This is a genomic window from Pseudorhodoferax sp. Leaf265, assembly GCF_001422365.1.
Taxonomy (GTDB): domain Bacteria; phylum Pseudomonadota; class Gammaproteobacteria; order Burkholderiales; family Burkholderiaceae_C; genus Pseudorhodoferax.
This window is the reverse complement of record NZ_LMMT01000022.1, coordinates 1-16,473: the sequence shown is the minus strand read 5'-3', so window position 1 is coordinate 16,473 and position 16,473 is coordinate 1. Positions and strand designations below refer to the sequence as shown.

Here is a 16,473-nt window from a genome sequence, read left to right as displayed (position 1 = left end):
CCCTGTGTCCACCATGCGCGCCGATTCCGCCGCCCCATCCGCCGCCGCCGGCTTCGCCGCGCAGCTCATCGCGCATGCGCGCGATGGCGTGCTCGCCACCGATGTGGCAGGCCGCGTGGTCGAGTGCAATCCCGCCGCCGAACGCCTGCTCGGCTGGCCGCGCAGCGAGGCCCTGGGCCAGCCATTGGCCGCGCTGTTGGTGCCTTTGCATGCCGACGAGCTGCATGCCAGCGGCCTGCAGGCCTACCTGCGCTCGGGCGAAATGCGCGGCCTGGATGGGCTGCTCGAACTCGACGTGCTGCGCCGCGATGGCTGGGCCATCACGCTGGAGCTGTCGGTGTTCTCGCTGCCGGGCGAGGGCGTGGCCGGGCTGTTCCTGCGCGACGTGTCCGAGCGCCAGTCCACCCAACGCGCACTGCGCCAGTCCGAGGCGCGCTACCGCGCGCTGGTGGAACACCTGGGCCAGGGCATGGCCGTGATCCAGCATGGCCGCGTGGCGTTCTGGAACGCGCGTGCGCTGGCCGTCATGCGGCTGCAGGCCACCGATGTGGAGGGGGCCGACTACCTGCAGTGGCTGCACCCGGACGACCGTGGCCTGGCTGCCGTGCGCCAGCAGGCGCGCCAGCGCGGCGACCGGGCCGAGCACCGCTACGAGCTGCGCCGGCTGTTGCCGGATGGCGAGCTGCGCTGGCTGGACGTGCACGCCACCGTCGTGCCGTGGGGCGGCGAGCCCGCCACCATGGTGTTCTTCTCCGACATCACCGAGGCCAAGGCCACGCGCGCTGCGTTGTTGGCCTCGGAGGAGCGCTTTCGCGCCGTGCTCGAGCACCTCAGCGAGGGCATGGTCGTGGTCCAGGACGAGAAGATCGTCTACGCCAACCCGCGTGCCGCACAGATCGTCGACATGCCGCTGGCGCAGATGCAGCAGATCGGCTTTCTCACGCGCGTGCACCCCGAGGACCAGGCCATGGTGCTGGAGCGCCAGCGCCAGCGCCTGGCGGGTGGCAGCCCGCCCGACCATTACGAGCTGCGCTTGCTGCTGCCCGGCGGCGTGGTGCGCTGGATCGCCATCGGCGTGGCCGTCGTGCCCTGGGGCGGCGCGCCCGCGGCGCTGATTTTCTTCACCGACATCACCGAGCACAAGGCCATGACGGAGGAAATCCGTGTGTCCGAGCAGCGCATGCGGGCCGTGGTCGAGCATGCGGGCGAAGGCACGATGGTGGTGATCGAGACCGACAGGCCGGTGTTCGTGAACCTGCGCGCGCTGGAGATCCTGCGCATGACGCGCGCCGAGCTCGATGCGCGCGGCTACCTGCAGCTGCTGCACCCGGACGACCGCGCCATGGTGGTGGACCGGCGTCAGCGCCGACTGGCCGGCGAGCCCGTGGAGAGCCGCTACGAGGTGCGCCTGCTGGACGGCGACGGCGCCCAGCGCTGGATCGAGATGGGCACCACCATCGTGCCCTGGTCGGGCCAGCGCGCCACGCTGACCTTCTTCACCGACATCACCGACCGCAAGATGATGCTGGAGGCGCTGCACCGTTCCGAAGAGCGCTACCGCGCCGTCGTCGAGCATGTGGGCGAGGGCATGGTCGTGGTGCAGGACGAGCGCTTCGTCTTCGTCAACGAGCGTGCGCTGCAGATCGCGCGCCGAACGCGCCGCGAACTGCTGGGCCAGAGCTTCGTCGAGCCCGTGCACCCGCAAGACCGCGCCATGGTCGCCGAACGCCAGCGCCAGCGCGTGGCCGGCGAGCCCGTGCCCGACCGCTACGAACTGCGCCTGCAGCATGCGGACGGCAGCACCACCTGGATCGAGATCGGCGTGACCCAGGTGCCCTGGGAGGGCAAGAGCGCCTCGCTCGGCTTCTTCTCCGACGTGAGTCGGCGCAAGGCGCTGGAGGCGCGGTTGCGCGAGACGCTGGCCGAGCGCGAGACCATCCTGGAGAACTCGCGCGTGGGCATTGCCTTCCTGACGCAGGACCGCCAGCTGCGCTGGGCCAACCGTGCCATGGGCCGCATCTTCCGCACCGACCGCGCGCTGCGCAGCGCGCCGAACTGGGGCGAGGTGGCGTTCGACTCCCTGTTTCCCACGCCCGACGACCATGCCCGCACCAGCGCCGCGATCGACGCGCGCATGGCCGCGCAGCAGCCCTACGAGGCCGAGCTGCAGCTGCGCCGGCGCGACGGCGCGCTGTTCTGGGCCTCCGTCACGGGCACGGCCGTCAGCTCCAGCGATGCCACGCGCGGCACGGTCTGGACCGTGATGGACGTGACCGAGCGCAAGGAGCTCGAGGTGGCGCTGCAGCGCACCCTGTCCGAGCGCGAGGCCATCTTCGCCAGCGTGCTGGTCGGCATCGCTTTCAACGTGAACCGGCACATCCGCTGGGTCAACGACAAGTTCCTGGAGATCATGGGCTACAGCCGCGAGGAGCTGAGCGGCCAGCCCTCGCGCATGCTGTACCCTGACGAGGAGAGCTACCAGCGCGAGGGCGCCTTGACGGCCGAGCACCTGCGCCGCGACGGCCATTACACCAGCGAGCGCCAGATGGTGCGCAAGAACGGCGAGCGCATCTGGGTGCAGCTGGCCGGGCGCTGCGTGTTCGGCAAGAACCCCGAGGCCGGTGCGATCTGGACCTTCCTGGACATCACCGACCGCAAGCGCGCCGAGGACGACATCCGCGCCGCGCTGGTGCGCCAGCAGGAACTCAACGTGCTGCGCTCGCGCTTCGTGGCCATGACCAGCCACGAATTCCGCACGCCGCTGGCCACCATCCTGTCCTCGGCCGAACTCGTCGCGCACTACGGCGAGCGCATGCCGGTGGAGGAGCAGCAGGAGGTGCTGCAGGGCATCGTCTCCGGCGTGCAGCGCATGACCGCCATGCTGGACCGCATGCTGCTGATCGGCCGGGCCGATGCCCAGATGCTGGACTGCCGGCCGCAGCCCCTGGACCTGGCCGCGCTGTGCCGCCACTGCGCCGAGGAGGTGCGCAGCCAGTACCCCGAGCGCGCCGGCGACATCGTCGTTGCCTACTGCAGCGCCCGGCCCGAAGGCCAGTTCGACGAACGCCTGCTGCGCCATGTGCTGGGCAACCTGCTGTCCAACGCCGTCAAGTACTCGCCCCAGGGCGGCCAGGTCTGCCTGCGGGTCAGCGACGACGGCGCGCGCCGCGTGTTCGAGGTCAGTGACCACGGCATCGGCATTCCGCTGGCCGAGCAGGCGCACCTGTTCGAGACCTTCCACCGCGCCAGCAACGTGGGCGCGATCCCGGGCACCGGCCTGGGCCTGGCGATCGCCAAGAAGGCGGTGGAGGCCCATGGCGGCAGCATCGAGGTGCTGAGCGAAGCCGGACGGGGCAGCTGTTTCCGGGTGCTGCTGTGAGTGCGGCGCCAGCGACCGGCGCCAGCATCCTGGTGGCCGAGGACGAGCCGGAGATCCGCGCCAACCTGGAGCGCCTGCTGCGGCTGGAGGGCTACCGCGTCAGCGTGGTGGCGGATGGGCGGGCGGCCCTGGCTGCGCTGCAGGCGCACACACCCGACCTGCTGCTGACCGACGCGATGATGCCCGAGCTCGACGGCGAGACGCTGCTGCGCATGCTGCGCGCCGAGGCCCGCTACAGGGCGCTACCGGTGCTGCTGCTGACCGCGCGCGCGGACACCGAGGACCATGCGCGCGCGCTGCAGGCTGGCGCCAGCGCGGTCGTGACCAAGCCGTTCCAGCGGGCCGTGCTGCTGGACTGCATCCGCGGCCTGTTGGCCGGCGGCAGCGCATGAACCGTCGTTGGCGGATGGCCGGCCAGTTGGCCGTGCTGGGCGCGACGCTGGCCTTGGCCCTGGCCGTGGTGCTGGCCGATCCGGCCTGGCTGCGCGCCATGCGCCATGCGGTGTTCGACCAGTACCAGCGCTGGCAGCCGCGCGTGGCGCAGGACATGGGCGTGCGCATCGTCGACGTGGACGAGGAGAGCCTGGCGCGGCTGGGCCAATGGCCCTGGCCCCGCACGCGCATGGCCGAGCTGGTCGACCGCGCCCGCGCCGGCGGCGCCGCAGTGGTCGGCTTCGACGCCGTGTTCGCAGAGCCCGACCGCAGCGCGCCGCGGGCCCTGCCGCAGCTGGCCGCGCTGCCGGCCGCCGCGCGTGCCGCGGTGCTGGCCCTGCCCGACCCGGATGCCCGCTTCGCCGCCAGCCTGACCGGTGCCCCTGCGGTGCTGGGCTTTTCGTTGCGGCCCGATGGCACCGCGGCCGAACTGCCCGAGCGCGCACGCTACGTGCAGCTGGGCGTGCCGGCGCTGGCCTACGTGCCGCAGGGCGGCAGCGTGGTGGCGCCGCTGCCGCTGCTGGCGCAGGCGGCGACCGGGCTGGGTGCACTGTCCTTCCTGCCCGATGGCGACGGCGTGCTGCGCCGCGTGCCGCTGGTGCTGCGCACGGGCGAGCGGCTGCTGCCCTCGCTGTCGGTGGAGATGCTGCGCGTGGCCCAGGGCCAGCACAACATCCTGCTGCGCGCCGACGGCGGTCCCGCCGGTGGCCTGCGCGAGGTGCGGGTGGGCCGCCATGCGCTGCCGGTCACGGCCGACGGCGAGCTCTGGCTGCACTTCGGCCGTGGCGAACGGGCGCGCCGCATCCCGGCCTGGCAGCTGCTGCAGGGCCAGTTCGATGGGTCGGCGCTGCGAGGCCGCCTGCTGCTGGTGGGCAGCTCGGCCCAGGGCCTGCAGGACCTGCGCTTCACGCCGCTGGCCAGCGTGGTGCCGGGCGTGGAGGTGCATGCGCAGGCGCTGGAGCAGATGCTGTCCGGCACGCTGCTGCAGCGGCCCGCCGAGATGGAGGCCCTGGAGGCGCTGGCGCTGCTGCTGGGCGGCCTGCTGGTCGGCGCGCTGGCGCTGCGGCGCGGGCCGCTGCCGTCGGTGGCGGCGCTGCTCGCGGTGCTGGGCCTGTTCGCGGGCCTGGGCTGGTGGGCCTTCTCGGCCCAGCGCCTGCTGGTCGACCCGCTGACGCCGGCGCTCGGTGTGCTGGCCGCCTTCCTCGTGCCCAGCGTGGTGCGCTACCAGGCCAGCGAGCAGCGCCGGCGCTGGCTGGCGCGTGCCTTCTCGCGCTACGTCTCGCCTAACCTGGTCGCGCATATCGTGCGGCACCCCGAGCAACTGGCGTTGTCGGGAGAGCGGCGCGAATGCAGCTTCATCTTCACCGACCTGGCCGGCTTCACGGGGCTCATGGAGCGCATCGACCCGGCCGACGCCGTGGGCCTGCTCAACGGCTACCTGGACGGCATGATCGCCATCGTGTTCCGCCACCAGGGCACGCTGGACCGCATCATCGGCGATGCGCTGGCCATCATGTTCTCGGCCCCGCTGGACCAGCACGACCACCGCCAGCGCGCCTACGACTGTGCGCTGGAGATGCAGCGCTTCGCCCACGTCTATGCGCAGGGCCGCCCGCTGGGGCACACGCGCATCGGCGTGCACAGCGGTGACGTCATCATCGGCAACTTCGGCGGCCGCACCATGTTCGACTACCGCGCCCTGGGCGATGCGGTGAACACCGCCTCGCGGCTCGAAGGCGCCAACAAGTACCTGGGCACGCGCGTCTGCGTGTCCGAGGCCACGCTTGCGGGCTGCACCGGGGCGCAGGTGCGGCCGGTGGCACGCCTGCTGCCCAAGGGCAAGACCCGGCCGCTGCGCGTGTTCCAGCCGCTGAACGACGGCTTGCCGGGCCCGGTGGACCCGGCGGCCCTGGCGGCCTATCGGCAGGCCTATGCTGCGCTGGAGGATGGGGCGCCCGAGGCGTTGGGGCTGTTCGAGGCGCTGGCCCTGCAGCAGCCGGACGATGCACTCGTGCGCATGCACCTGGAGCGCCTGCGCAGCGGCGGGCGCGGCGACCTCATCGTGCTCGACGGGAAGTGATCAGCGCACTGTGACCTCGACGCGCCGGTTGCGCGGCTCGGCCGCCTCGTCCGGCGTGGGCACCAGCAGGTTGGTCTCGCCGTGCGAGGTGATCTCCACATGCTGGGCCGCGGCGATGGCGTCCTTGAGCAGCTGGCCGACCTGTTCGGCCCGGCGCAGTGCCAGCGCGGCGTTCTGCTCGGCGCTGCCCACGGTGTCGGTGTGGCCGATGATGGACACATCGGCGGTCGGGCGGCTCTTCACGTCGGCCAGGATGTCGGCCAGCAGCGCCTGGGAGGCCGCCGTGATCTGTGCATTGCCCACGTCGAAGTACAGCAAGAACACGCGCGGCGCGCGCGGCTGGGCCGCCATGGCCGCACCGGCGTCGCGCTGCAGCTGCTCGGGGCTCACGCTGAACACCGTGGCCGGACCGTCCAGCGCCACGGCCTGGCGCGGCCCCTTCAGCTCGGCCGCCCCGGTGGGGCTGCTGTAGATCACGCGGCCGGTGCTGCCGTCGGCGTTCTCCAGCAGTGCGACGTAGGCCCGCGGCGGTGCCGGCGGCGTCGCGCAGCCGGCCAGCAGCAGGGCGGCGAGCAGGGCGGAACCGCGCCGCATCATGGCTGCACCACCGCGACGAAGCGCGTGCCGCGCACGCCGATGATGCCGGTCGGTGTCTTGATCCGGACGGCCTCGGGCTTGAGCCTGGCGATGGCGCCCGACACGTACTGCAGGCTGCCGGCGGCGATGCTGCCGCCCAGCTGCAGACTGCCCTCGGCCGGCGCGAACAGGAAGTCTTCCAGCGTGAAGCTGGTCGACGGTCCGAAGGACAGCATGGTGTTGTCCTTGAGCGTGATGCCCAGGCTGCCGTCCGCGCCGGTGCGCACCATGTCGCCGACCGCGAGCGCCATGCCGGCCTGGGCGGGCACGGTCTTGCCGGCCGAGACGATGCTGGCCTGGCCACGCGTGGTCTTCACATAGCCGGCGGCCTGTGCCATCGCGCTGCTGGCGGCCAGCGCCAGCGTGGCACCGAAGAGAAGAAGAAGCTGTTTCATGGGGAGCCTGTGCGACGCGCGGAGTGGTTCGGAGACAACATAACGATACACCTGCGGTTTCAGGTGACAGCGGTGCTGCCCGGCACCTCGGTGCGCAGGCGCTCCAGGTCCAGCACACGCAGGCCGCCATACTCGGTGCGGATCAGCCCGTCCTTCTGCAGCGTGGCCAGGGCCTCGTTCACGCGCTGGCGCGACAGGCCCACGAGGTAGGCCAGCTCCTGCTGGGTGATGCGCAGCACCTGGCCCACGCCCGGGTAGAGCACGGGGTTGAACAGCGCGGCCAGATTGCGCGCCACGCGCACGTCGGGGTCGGCCAGGCGGTCGATCTCGCGCGCGGCGATGAACTGGCCCAGCCGCTCGTTGAGCTGGTTCATGACGAAGCGGTTGAAGCCGATCGAGTGGTCCAGCAGCCAGTGGAAGCTGTCCACCGGGATGCCGGCCACCACGCTGGCGCGCAGCGCCTGCACGTTGTAGCGGTAGGGTTCGCGCTTCAGGGCCGTGCCCTCGCCGAACCAGCCGCCCGAGGGCAGGCCGGCGAAGGTCATGGTCTGGCCGAGCGCGGTCTCCGAGCTCATCTTGAGCAGGCCCTCGATCACGCCGAACCAGTAGGTCACCGGCCGGCCAATGCGGCAGACATGGTCGCCTGGCCGCGCGTTGACGGCCGTGATCTCGGGCAGCACCGCGGCGCGCTCGGGCGGCGTGAGTTCGGCCAGCCAGGGAATGCCATCGAGTTCGCGTACCGTGGGCGGACGGCGGCGCTGGTGCAGCGGCGAGGCTTCGGGTAATTCCGGGGGAGGGGTCACCCTAGGATTGTCGTTGAGCCGACATCATGGCGTCAAAGTCCCGCCTACGATGCGGCCACTTCTGCATGGCTGCGCCTGCCGGAGCCGAACTTAGGAGCGTCATGGACACCACCTTTCCCCAACTGCTGCTCAAGCATGCCGCCGAACGGCCGGGCGCTCCTGCCATGCGTGAGAAGGAATACGGCATCTGGCAGACGCTGACCTGGCGCGAGCTGGCCACCATGGTCGAGCACGCCGCCTGCGGCCTGCAGCTGGCCGGTCTGCAGCGCGGCGAGCACCTGGCCGTGGTGGGCGCCAACCGGCCCCGGTTGTACGCCTGCATGCTGGCCGCGCAGGCGCTGGGCGCGATCCCCGTGCCGCTGTACCAGGACGCCGTCGCTGCCGAATGCGTGTTCCCGTTGTCCAACGCCGAAGTGCGCATGTGCGTGGTGGAAGACCAGGAGCAGGTCGACAAGATGCTGGAGGTGCGCGGCCAGTACCCGGCGCTGGCGCGCATCTGGTACGACGACCCGCGCGGCCTGCGCAACTACAGCGAGAGCGGCCTGGCCGGCCTCACGGAATTGCTGGAACTGGGCCAGGCCCGCGCCGCGCAGGACAGCGGCTTCTTCCAAGCCCGGGTGGCCGAGGGCCGGCCCGACGACGTGGGCGCCATGTTCTTCACCTCGGGCACCACGGGCAACCCCAAGGGCGTGGTCCACACCCACCGCAGCCTGCTCAACCGTGCCAGGGCCGGCGCCGACTTCGACAAACTGACGGCCGACGAGGACGTGCTGGCCTACCTGCCGCCGGCCTGGATCGGCCAGAACATCTTCAGCTATTCGCAGTGGCTGGCCTGCGGCTACACCGTCAACTGCCCCGAGTCGGCGGCCACGGTCAGCATCGACCTCAAGGAAATCGGCCCGACCTACTACTTCGCGCCGCCGCGCGTGTTCGAGGGCCTCCTGACCAGCGTCATGATCCGCATGGAAGACGCCGGCCGCATCAAGCGCACGATGTTCCACCGCTTCATGGACGTGGCGCGCCGCGTCGGCCCGGCGCGTATGGACGGCAAGCCGGTCTCCCTCGCGGACCGCCTGCTCTATGCGCTGGGCAACCTGTGCGTCTACGGTCCGCTGCGCAACACGCTGGGCTTCTCGCGCGTGCGGGTGGCCTACACCGCGGGCGAAGCCATCGGCCCCGACCTGTTCACCTTCTACCGCGCCATCGGCATCAACTTGAAGCAGCTGTACGGCTCGACCGAGACTGCGGTGTTCGTCTGCCTGCAGCCCGACAACGCCGTGCGCGCCGACACCGTGGGCGTGCCGATCGAGGGCGTGGAGATCAAGGTGGCCGACAACGGCGAGATCCTGGTGCGTTCGGCCGGCCTGCTCAAGGGCTACTACAAGAACCAGAAGGCCACCGACGAGGTGCTGACGGCCGACGGCTGGTACCACACCAGCGACGCCGGCTTCCTGGACGCCAGCGGCCAGCTCAAGATCATCGACCGCGTGAAGGACGTGGGCCGCATCGCCGGCGGCGCCAACGACGGCGCCATGTTCGCGCCCAAGTACGTGGAGAACAAGCTCAAGTTCTTCCCCTACATCAAGGAGGCCGTGGCCTATGGCGACGGCCGCGCCAGTGTCGCCGTGATGCTCAACATCGACTTCGAGGCGGTGGGCAACTGGGCCGAGCGGCGCAACCTGCCGTATGCGGGCTACACCGACCTGGCGCAAAAGCCCGAGGTCTACGAACTCATGCGCGAATGTGTGGAGAAGGTCAACGCCGACCTCGCGCAGGACGCCATGCTGGCCGGCAGCCAGGCCAGCCGCTTCCTCGTGCTGCACAAGGAACTCGACGCCGACGACAACGAACTCACGCGCACCAACAAGGTCCGCCGCGGCTTCATCGCCGAGAAGTACGCGGTGCTGGTCGACGCGCTGTACGGCGGCAAGGCCGAGCAGTTCATCGAGACCCAGGTCAAGTTCGAGGACGGCCGCACCGGCAGCGTGAGCGCCACGCTGCGCATGGGCGATGCCAAGACCTTCCCCGCCGTACGCAAGGCCGCATGATGTACGACCCGAATATGACCGACACCCAGCTCCCCCCCTCGTCGCAGGCCCCCGCCACCGGCCGCAAGATCGGCGAGGTGATCCTGGAGGTGCGCAACATCAGCCTGCGCTTCGGCGGCGTGAAGGCGCTGACCGACATCAGCTTCGACGTGCGCGAGCACGAGATCCGCGCCATCATCGGCCCCAACGGTGCCGGCAAGAGCTCCATGCTCAACTGCATCAACGGCGTCTACGCGCCGCAGGAGGGTTCGATCACCTTCCGCGGCAACACCTTCAAGCACATGAACTCGCGCCAGGTGGCCGAGATGGGCGTGGCGCGCACCTTCCAGAACCTGGCCCTGTTCAAGGGCATGAGCGTGCTGGACAACATCATGACCGGCCGCAACCTGCGCATGAAGAGCAACCTCTTCCTGCAGGCGCTGCGCTGGGGTCCGGCCGAGCGCGAGGAGATCGCGCACCGCGAGAAGGTCGAACGCATCATCGACTTCCTGGAGATCCAGCCCTTCCGCAAGACGCCCGTGGGCCGCCTGCCCTACGGCCTGCAAAAGCGCGTGGACCTGGGCCGCGCGCTGGCCATGGAGCCGCAGGTGCTGCTGCTCGACGAGCCCATGGCCGGCATGAACGTGGAGGAGAAGCAGGACATGTGCCGCTTCATCCTCGACGTCAACGACGAGTTCGGCACCACCGTCGTGCTGATCGAGCACGACATGGGCGTGGTCATGGACATCTCGGACCGCGTGGTCGTGCTCGACTACGGCAAGAAGATCGGCGACGGCACGCCGGATGCCGTGCGCGCCAACGAAGACGTGATCCGCGCCTACCTCGGCACCACCCACTGAAAGCGCGTGATGGGATTTTTTCTAGAGACACTGTTTGGCGGCCTCATGGCCGGCATGCTCTACGCGCTGGTCGCGCTGGGCTTCGTGCTGATCTTCAAGGCCTCGGGCGTCTTCAACTTCGCGCAGGGCGCCATGGTGCTGTTCGCGGCGCTGGCCATGGCGCGCTTCTCGGAGTGGTTGCCCAAGTGGCTGGGCTTCGAGAGCCTGCTGCTGGCCAACGTGCTGGCGCTGATCGCGGCCATCGTGCTGATGGCCGTGCTGGCCTGGCTCATCGAACGGCTCGCGCTGCGCCAGCTGGTCGGCCAGGAGCCGATCGCGCTGCTGATGGCCACGCTGGGCATCGCCTACTTCATCGACGGCGCGGGCCAGCTGCTGTTCGGCAGCGCCACCTACAAGATCGACGTGGGCATGCCCAAGGACCCGATGATGGTGCTCGAAGGCACCTTCGACGGCGGCCTGCTCCTGAGCAAGGAAGACCTCTACGCCGCGCTGATCTCAGCCCTGCTGGTCATCGGCCTCACGCTGTTCTTCCAGAAGACGCCGACCGGCCGCGCGCTGCGCGCCGTGGCCGACGACCACCAGGCCGCGCAGTCCATCGGCATCCCGCTGTCGCGCATCTGGGTCATCGTCTGGACCATCGGCGGCATCGTCGCACTGGTGGCCGGGATCATCTGGGGCTCCAAGCTCGGCGTGCAGTTCTCGATCTCGCTGGTCGCGCTGAAGGCGCTGCCGGTGGTGATCCTGGGCGGGCTGACCTCGGTGCCGGGCGCCATCGTCGGTGGCCTCATCATCGGCGCGGGCGAGAAGCTCTCGGAGATCTACATCGGCCCCATGCTGGGCGGTGGCATCGAGAACTGGTTCGCCTACGTACTGGCCCTGGGCTTCCTGCTGGTGCGGCCACAGGGCCTGTTCGGCGACAAAATCATTGATCGGGTCTAAGCAATGCTGTACAGAGAAAACGGCCAGTTCAAGCAGACCTACCGCACGGACCTGCAGATCTTCCCGGTCCTGCAGGACCGCATCGCCATCTACGCGCTGCTGGCAGTCGCCTTCGTCGCCGTGCCCATGCTGGCCAGCGACTACTTCTTCCGTGCCGTGCTGATCCCGTTCCTGATCCTCGCGCTGGCGGCGCTGGGGCTGAACATCCTGGTCGGCTACTGCGGCCAGATCTCGCTGGGCACGGGCGCCTTCATGGCCATCGGCGCCTACGCGGCCTACAACCTGCAGGTGCGCTTCGACCTGCCGCTGCTGCTGTCGCTGATCGGCGGGGGGCTCGCGGCCACGGTGTTCGGCGTGCTGTTCGGCATTCCCAGCCTGCGCATCCGCGGGCTGTACCTGGCGGTGGCGACGCTGGCGGCGCAGTTCTTCACCGACTGGTTCACCAACCGCGTGAAGTGGGTCACCAACGACTCGCCCTCGGGCTCGGTCAGCGTGGGCGCGCTCTCCTTTTTTGGCGTGCCGGTCGAGACGCCGGCGCAGAAGTATTTGCTGTGCCTGGGCATCGTCTGCGTGTTCGCGCTGCTGGCCAAGAACCTCGTGCGCGGCGCCATCGGCCGCCAGTGGATGGCGATCCGCGACATGGACGTGGCGGCCGCCGTGATCGGCATCCGCCCGGTGTACGCCAAGCTGTCGGCCTTCGCGGTCAGCTCCTTCATCGTCGGCGTGGCCGGCGCGCTGTGGGGCTTCGTGCACCTGGGCTCCTGGGAGCCCGCGGCCTTCAGCATCGACCGCTCCTTCCAGCTGCTGTTCATGGTCATCATCGGCGGTCTGGGCTCCATCTCGGGTGCCTTCTTCGGCGCGGCTTTCATGGTGCTGCTGCCGCTGCTGCTGAACTACGTGCCGCACTGGCTGGGCCTGCCGCTGTCCACCGCCACGGCCTCGCACCTGGAGCACATGATCTTCGGCGCGCTGATCGTCTTCTTCCTGATCGTCGAGCCGCACGGCCTGGCGCGCCTGTGGCTCACGGCACGCGAGAAGCTGCGCCTGTGGCCCTTCCCTCACTGATTTCCTCACCCACCCCCAGGAGACATCCCATGAAGCTGAAAACCCTTGCAGCCGTTGCTGCAGCCAGCCTGTCCATGCTGGCCGTGCCCGGTGCCCATGCCCAGGCCGAGCAGTTCGTGCCGCTGCTGGTCTACCGCACGGGCCAGTTCGCGCCGCTGGGCATTCCATGGGCCGATGGCAAGCAGGACTACCTGAAGCTGGTCAACGCACGCGACGGTGGCGTCAACGGCGTCAAGCTCACGTTCGAGGAGTGCGAGACCGCCTACGACGCCGCCAAGGGCGTGGAGTGCTATGAGCGCCTGAAGAACAAGGGCGGCGGTGCCTCCGGCTTCGACACGCAGTCCACCGGCATCACCTTCGCCGTGACCGACAAGGCCTTTGCCGACAAGCGCAGCGTGGTCACCATGGGCTATGGCCTGTCGCAGTCCGTCGACGGCACGGTGTTCGAGTGGAACTTCCCGCTGCTGGGCACCTACTGGACCGCCGCCGACGTCATGGTGCAGGACATTCTCAAGAAGGAGAAGGGCAACCTCAAGGGCAAGAAGATCGCGCTGGTCTACCACGACTCGCCCTATGGCAAGGAGCCGATCCCGCTGCTGCAAAAGCGCGCCGCGAAGGATGGCTTCGAGCTGTCGCTGTTCCCGGTCACGCCGCCCGGCGTCGAGCAGAAATCCGTCTGGCTGCAGATCCGCCAGCAGCGGCCCGACTACGTGCTGCTGTGGTCGGCCGGCGTGATGACGCCCGCCGCCGTGCGCGAAGCGCAGGCCACCGGCTTTGCGCGCGAGAAGATCTACGCCATCTGGTGGGCCGGCTCGGACCACGACGTGAAGGACATCGGTGCCGGCGCCAAGGGCTACAACGCCATCACCATCCACAACAGCGCGGCCAAGGACAAGGTGCACGCCGATTTGAAGACCCACGTCTACGACAAGGGCCAGGGCACGGCAAGCAGCGTGGCCGACGCGAGTTCCATGGCGCACACGCGCGGCATGATGATCTCGATGCTGCAGGTCGAGGCCATCCGCGCCGCGCAGGAGAAGTTCGGCAAGGGCAAGGTCATGACGCCCGAGCAGGTCAAGTGGGGCATGGAGAACCTGGACCTCACGGCCGACAAGCTCAAGGCGCTGGGTTTCGGCGAGATCATGCGGCCGGTCAAGACCTCCTGCACCGACCACATGGGCACCGATTGGGCACGCATCGTGCAGTGGGACGGCGGCAAGTGGAACATCACCTCCGACTGGTACCAGTCCGACAAGAGCCTGATCGACCCGATGGTCAAGGAACTGGCGGCCAAGTACGCGGCCGACAAGAAGATCACCCCCCGTTCCTGCTCGTAAGGCCATGACCGTGCAGCCCTCGGCCGAGCGCCGCGAGTTCCTCGATGTGAATGGCATCGAGGTCATCTACAACCATGTGATCCTGGTGCTCAAGGGCGTCTCGCTGCGCGTGGACGAGGGCAGCATCGTGGCCCTGCTGGGTGCCAATGGCGCCGGCAAGACCACCACGCTGCGGGCGGTCTCCAACCTGCTGCACGCCGAGCGCGGCGCGGTGACCAAGGGCTCGATCGCGCTGCGCGGCGAGCGCATCGAGAACCTGACGCCCGCGCAGTTGGTGGACCGTGGCGTGATCCAGGTCATGGAGGGGCGGCACTGCTTCGCCCACCTGACCATCGAGGACAACCTCATGACCGGCGCCTATACGCGCCGCGACGGCAAGGCCGCGGTCGAGCAGACGCTGGAGAAGGTCTACAACTACTTCCCGCGGCTCAAGACCCGCCGCACCAGCCAGGCGGCCTACACCTCGGGCGGCGAGCAGCAGATGTGCGCGATCGGCCGCGCGCTGATGGCCAACCCGAAGATGGTGCTGCTCGACGAGCCGTCCATGGGCCTGGCGCCGCAGATCGTCGAGGAGGTCTTCGAGATCGTGAAGGACCTCAACGCCAAGGAGCGCGTGACCTTCCTGCTGGCCGAGCAGAACACCAACATGGCACTGCGCTACGCCGACTTCGGCTACATCCTGGAGAGCGGCCGTGTGGTCATGGACGGCGCGGCCAGCGCGCTGCGCGAGAACGAGGACGTCAAGGAGTTCTACCTGGGCACCGGCGGCGAGGGCCGCAAGAGCTTCCGTGACGTCAAGAGCTACAAGCGCCGCAAGCGCTGGCTCGCCTGAACCCATCCGAGATCGACAGCAGCATGCACGCCGCCACCCTCGATGCGCGCGAGACGCGCGACCCCGCCGAGCGCGAAGCCGCGCTGATGGCGGCCCTGCCAGGCCTCGTGGCCCATGCCAAGGCGCACAGCCCGGCCCAGGCCGAGCGGCTGGCGCAGGTGGACCCCGCCGCGGTCAACAGCCGTGCCGCGCTGGCCAGCCTGCCGGTGCTGCGCAAGCACGACCTGCTGGCGCGTCAGCAGGCGGCACGCGCGGCCGGCGGCGACCCCTTCGGTGGCTTCGCGGCCAGTGGCTGGAACGGCCTGCACCTGGCGCGGCGCGCCAAGCGCGTGTTCCAGTCGCCCGGCCCGCTGTACGAGCCGCAGGGCGCGGACGAAGACAGCTGGCGCATGTCGCGCGCCATGTACGCAGCGGGCTTTCGCGAAGGCGAACTCGTGCACAACAGCTTCAGCTACCACCTGACCCCTGCCGGCGCGATGATGGAAGAGGGCGCGCTGGCGCTGGGTTGCACGGTGTTCCCCGGCGGCGTGGGCAACACCGAGATGCAGCTGCAGGCCATGGCCGACCTACGTCCGCACGGTTACTGCGGCACGCCCAGCTTCCTGAAGATCGCGCTGGAGAAGGCCGCGGGCCGGCCGCTGTCGATCTCCAAGGCCCTGGTCAGCGGCGAGGCCTGCCCGCCATCGCTGCGCGATTGGTTCCAGGACCGGGGCATCGCGGCTTACCAGTGCTATGCGACGGCCGACATCGGGCTGGTTGCCTACGAGACGCCGGCGCGCGAAGGCCTGGTGCTGGACGAGCAGGTCATCGTTGAAATCGTTGGCCCCGACGGCATGCCGCTGGCCGAGGGTGAGGTCGGCGAGGTCGTGGTGACGAGCTTCGATGCCGACTACCCGCTGATCCGCTTCGGCACGGGCGACCTGTCGGCCGTGTTGCCGGGCCGCTGCCCCACGGGCCGCACCAACACGCGCATCAGGGGTTGGATGGGGCGGGCCGACCAGACCACCAAGGTGCGCGGCATGTTCGTGCACCCCAGCCAGGTGCAGGAGATCGTGCGCCGTTTTCCCGAATTGGGCCGCGTGCGCCTGGTCGTCAGCGGCGAGATGGCCAGCGACGCGATGGCGCTGCGCGCCGAGTGCGCGGCGCCCAGCGAGGCGTTGCAGGCCCGTGTGGCCGAGACGATCCGCGAGCTGACCAAGCTACGCGGCGACGTGCAGTGGTGTGCCGCCGGCAGTTTGCCGGACGACGGCAAGCTCATCGACGACCAGCGCAGCTACCGTTGACGACACTGGTACTTGTCTGAATTTCCCTACACGATGTGCGGGGCTACCATGCGCGCCGTTGTCACTTAGGTACCAGGAGTCGAGATGAACAAGATGTTGACGGTTGCAGCCCTGTCGCTGGCCGCCGTGGGTGCGCAGGCCCAGGATTTCCCGGGCGGCAAGCCCATCACCATGGTCGTGCCGTTCGCGGCCGGCGGCCCGACCGACCGCGTCGCGCGCGACCTGGCCGAGGCCATGCAGCGCCAGCTCGGCAACAACCCCGTCATCATCGAGAACCTGGGCGGCGCCGGCAGCACCATCGGCACGACCAAGGTGGCGCGCGCCAAGAACGACGGCTACACGCTGCTCGTCACGCACGTGGGCATGGCCACCACGCCCGTGCTGTACCGCAAGCTGTCCTACAAC

14 protein-coding genes are annotated in these 16,473 nt (G+C 69.6%); 11 read left to right on the top strand and 3 right to left on the bottom strand.

From position 1 onward, the window contains the following. Window positions 1-13: 13 nt before the first annotated feature. From ASF45_RS18445 to ASF45_RS18435, 3 genes are read left to right on the top strand one after another with little or no spacing between them, the layout of a single operon-like run. Window positions 14-3,379, top strand: coding sequence for a PAS domain S-box protein (locus ASF45_RS18445; protein ID WP_162244030.1), 3,366 nt, complete (start codon window positions 14-16; stop codon window positions 3,377-3,379). Continuing rightward, the gene (locus tag ASF45_RS18440) at window positions 3,376-3,771 is read left to right on the top strand and encodes a response regulator (protein WP_056665844.1); all 396 of its coding nucleotides are present in this window, start codon (window positions 3,376-3,378) and stop codon (window positions 3,769-3,771) included. Before ASF45_RS18445 ends, ASF45_RS18440 begins: the two co-directional genes overlap by 4 nt. Further along, window positions 3,768-5,891, top strand: coding sequence for a CHASE2 domain-containing protein (locus ASF45_RS18435; protein WP_056665841.1), 2,124 nt, complete (start codon window positions 3,768-3,770; stop codon window positions 5,889-5,891). The genes ASF45_RS18440 and ASF45_RS18435 overlap by 4 nt, the downstream gene beginning before the upstream one ends. Here the strand turns inward: ASF45_RS18435 and ASF45_RS18430 are convergent, their stop codons facing one another. From ASF45_RS18430 to ASF45_RS18420, 3 genes are read right to left on the bottom strand one after another with little or no spacing between them, the layout of a single operon-like run. Next, window positions 5,892-6,485, bottom strand: coding sequence for an OmpA family protein (locus tag ASF45_RS18430; protein ID WP_200932176.1), 594 nt, complete (start codon window positions 6,483-6,485; stop codon window positions 5,892-5,894). It abuts the gene before it with no gap. Continuing rightward, a complete protein-coding gene (locus tag ASF45_RS18425) occupies window positions 6,485-6,922 on the bottom strand; it encodes a FecR domain-containing protein (RefSeq protein WP_056665835.1) in 438 nt (145 codons plus the stop codon). Before ASF45_RS18425 ends, ASF45_RS18430 begins: the two co-directional genes overlap by 1 nt. Window positions 6,923-6,981: 59 nt before the next feature. Then, window positions 6,982-7,725 carry a Crp/Fnr family transcriptional regulator gene (locus ASF45_RS18420; protein ID WP_056665832.1) on the bottom strand — a complete coding sequence of 248 codons (744 nt, stop codon included), beginning with the start codon at window positions 7,723-7,725 and terminating at the stop codon, window positions 6,982-6,984. Between the two features lie 101 nt (window positions 7,726-7,826). Here ASF45_RS18420 and ASF45_RS18415 point away from each other — a divergent pair, with 101 nt between their 5' ends. The 8 genes from ASF45_RS18415 to ASF45_RS18380 all read left to right on the top strand — a co-directional run. Then, on the top strand, window positions 7,827-9,773 hold the full coding sequence (locus ASF45_RS18415) for a long-chain fatty acid--CoA ligase (protein WP_056665829.1): 1,947 nt from the start codon (window positions 7,827-7,829) through the stop codon (window positions 9,771-9,773). Window positions 9,774-9,787: 14 nt separating this feature from the next. Further along, on the top strand, window positions 9,788-10,612 hold the full coding sequence (locus ASF45_RS18410) for an ABC transporter ATP-binding protein (RefSeq protein WP_056665825.1): 825 nt from the start codon (window positions 9,788-9,790) through the stop codon (window positions 10,610-10,612). A gap of 9 nt (window positions 10,613-10,621) precedes the next feature. Further along, window positions 10,622-11,551: a branched-chain amino acid ABC transporter permease gene (locus tag ASF45_RS18405; RefSeq protein ID WP_056665822.1), complete on the top strand. Its 930-nt coding sequence runs from the start codon at window positions 10,622-10,624 to the stop codon at window positions 11,549-11,551. Between the two features lie 3 nt (window positions 11,552-11,554). Next, window positions 11,555-12,616: a branched-chain amino acid ABC transporter permease gene (locus ASF45_RS18400; protein WP_056665819.1), complete on the top strand. Its 1,062-nt coding sequence runs from the start codon at window positions 11,555-11,557 to the stop codon at window positions 12,614-12,616. A gap of 29 nt (window positions 12,617-12,645) precedes the next feature. Further along, the gene (locus ASF45_RS18395) at window positions 12,646-13,953 is read left to right on the top strand and encodes an ABC transporter substrate-binding protein (protein WP_056665816.1); all 1,308 of its coding nucleotides are present in this window, start codon (window positions 12,646-12,648) and stop codon (window positions 13,951-13,953) included. Between the two features lie 4 nt (window positions 13,954-13,957). Next, entirely contained in the window at window positions 13,958-14,785 is an 828-nt protein-coding gene (locus ASF45_RS18390; RefSeq protein WP_056665813.1) for an ABC transporter ATP-binding protein, read from the top strand. Window positions 14,786-14,808: 23 nt separating this feature from the next. Continuing rightward, complete coding sequence (locus tag ASF45_RS18385; protein ID WP_056665811.1) at window positions 14,809-16,068, top strand: phenylacetate--CoA ligase family protein; 1,260 nt, start codon at window positions 14,809-14,811, stop codon at window positions 16,066-16,068. 84 nt (window positions 16,069-16,152) lie between these two features. Next, the coding region (locus ASF45_RS18380; RefSeq protein WP_255357801.1) for a tripartite tricarboxylate transporter substrate binding protein at window positions 16,153-16,473 on the top strand (321 nt) is incomplete at its 3' end.